Below are 2,497 nucleotides of genomic sequence, written 5' to 3'. Positions count from 1 at the left end.
ATTCTCGCGAACGTTTGCCAAGGGCACTTGGTGGGAGCGAAAGGTTCCTTCGACGGGAAGCCCGTCCACCATGGCTGGCCCGGTCCACCCTTTTGGCGTCCGCAGGATGATGGCAGGCCATCGCGCTGGGCCGTGCACGCCCTGGCTACGCGCCTTGGATTGCAGTTCGCGGATGCGCCCATGAGACTCGTCCATCGCGGAGGCCAATGCGCGGTGGACAAGCACCGGGCCCTCGCCGGAGACGGTCACCGGATCCCAGCCATGGGCACTGAGCAGCGCTTCGACGTCCTCATGGGATTTGCGGCCCAGGACAGTCGGTCCCGAGATCTTGTATCCGTTCAGATGGAGTATCGGTAGCACGGCGCCGTCGCGGGCCGGATTGAGGAAGGATGGCGCCTTCCATGAAGCCTCCAACGGGCCGGTCTCGGCTTCGCCATCGCCGATGACGCAAGCGACAATCAGTCCGGGGTTGTCCATGGCCGCGCCCGTGGCGTGCATCAAGGAGTAGCCAAGCTCGCCCCCTTCGTGGATGGATCCGGGAGTGGCCGGACCGACATGGCTCGCGATCCCGCCCGGCGTCGAAAATTGCCGGACAAGGCGCCGGAGTCCCTGGAGGTCCATCCCCACTTTGGGATAGATCTCCGAGTAGGTGCCCTCAAGATAGACGTTGGCGACGACGGCGGGACCGCCGTGGCCTGGACCAGCGACGAACAAGACTTCCGCTGAGGTTCGCCTGATCAGGCGGTTCAAATGGGCATAGATCAACGACAGCCCGGGGCTGGTTCCCCAGTGGCCAAGGAGCCGGGGCTTGATGTGGCGCGGGAGCAAGGGCTCTCTCAGTAGAGGGTTTTCCTGAAGGTAGATCTGGGCCACCGTGAGGTAATTGGCCGCGGACCAGTACCGGTTCAACAGCTCGAAGTCTTCGGCCGACGCGCCGGTGACGGGGGTTCCGGTTTCCATGGGCTTGCCTCTTCCGGGTTCGACGGCGTGGAATGCACGCGTTTCTGGCGTCTGGACTGTTCTGGTCTTCACGGTGTCAGATGCACCACCGGGGCGGTTAGGGCCATAGGGCCCTAGGCCGCGCCGCTGCGAGGCTGCTATCACAACTCCACGTAGCCATTTCCAACCGCTCGACACAGCCCAACCCACGGCACTCGTCCTCCCTCCCCAAGCCGTACCCTTATCCCAAGGGCGACTCCCTCAGGCAACGCATTCGAACGGATACGGCATGTCAGATCTCAACGTCAAGGAGCGGCACCGCATGCAGCTGCCGATCAACGAGGCCGCATGCCTTCCCCCGGACCAAGTGCTCGAACATCTGGGCTCCAGCCCAGCCGGCCTGACAAACAAAGAAGCCGCGGAACGCCTCGCAGAACTCGGCCCGAACGCCGTCCGGACGCACCGGGCCAACGGTTGGGCGGTATTGGGCCGGCAGTTCGCCAGCCCCATCCTCATCCTGCTGATCATTACGGCAGGGCTTTCCCTCTTCCTGGGCGATGCCACGAATTCGATCGTGATCGGCGTGATCCTCCTGGTCAGCGTGGGTTTGGGCTTCACCAATGAATTCCGCGCCGAACGGGCCTCCGAAGCCTTGCATTCCCGGGTAACCCACCGCGCCGTCGTGCTGCGCGACGGAACCACGCAGGAGGTGGACGTCACCGCTCTGGTGCCGGGCGACGTCGTACACCTGAGCCTGGGCGCCATCATCCCCGCCGACATCCGCCTCCTGAGCACTAAGAACCTCCTCTGCGACGAAAGCATCCTGACGGGGGAGTCCCTGCCGGCCGGCAAAGATCACGCCCCCGTGGCACCCGGATCGTCCCTGGGGGACCTCGCATCCTGCGTCTTCATGGGAACCGTCATCCAGTCCGGCGGCTGCACGGGCGTCGTCGTAGCCACGGGCGGCCGCGCCGAATTCGGCCGTATCGCCCTGGGCCTGGGAGAACGGCAACCCCAGACCGAGTTCCAGCTCGGGCTGAAGAGGTTCTCGTTCCTGCTTTTGCAGGTGGCTATCGGGCTCACCACGCTGATCTTCATCGCGAACCTGCTCCTGCAGCGCCCGCTGATCGAGTCTCTGCTGTTCTCCCTGGCAATCGCCGTCGGCATCACTCCGCAGCTGCTGCCCGCCGTCGTGAGCACCAGCCTCGCTACCGGCACCCGCCAGCTGGCCCGGCGGAAGGTCCTGGTCAAACGGCTGGTTTGCATCGAGGACCTGGGCGACATGGACATCCTGGTTACCGATAAGACGGGCACCCTCACCGAGGGGCGCATCAGCTTCATCGGCGCGCTGCCCGCCTCCCCGGACGTCTCCGACGCCGAACTCCTCACCTTGGGTCTGCTGGCCACCGAAACCGACTACTCCGAGGCCAAGCAATCCACGGCCGGGCAGAATCCGCTGGATGCCGCATTATGGGAAAGCTCGGGTGCGGCACCGTTTGATCCCACCCGCTTTGAGCGCCTCGACCTGATCGACTTCGACCACCAGCGCCGCCGGACC

The 2,497-nt window shown here is 64.9% G+C and carries 1 protein-coding gene and 1 pseudogene; one reads left to right on the top strand and one right to left on the bottom strand.

Annotation, left to right across the window (positions count from 1 at the left end):
• Nucleotides 1–960: pseudogene (locus AHiyo1_RS14215) on the bottom strand (phosphoketolase); the annotation flags it as partial.
• 268 nt (nt 961–1,228) lie between these two features.
• On the opposite strand from AHiyo1_RS14215, the gene AHiyo1_RS14210 reads away from it, so the two are divergent.
• A partial coding sequence (locus tag AHiyo1_RS14210; protein ID WP_148667598.1) for an HAD-IC family P-type ATPase occupies nt 1,229–2,497 on the top strand: 1,269 nt, incomplete at its 3' end.

Origin of the sequence: Arthrobacter sp. Hiyo1 (assembly GCF_001263615.2) — a bacterium.
In the GTDB taxonomy this organism is placed as follows: domain Bacteria; phylum Actinomycetota; class Actinomycetes; order Actinomycetales; family Micrococcaceae; genus Arthrobacter.
Note: the sequence above shows the minus strand (reverse complement) of the source record. Positions and strands in the feature narration are given on the sequence as shown.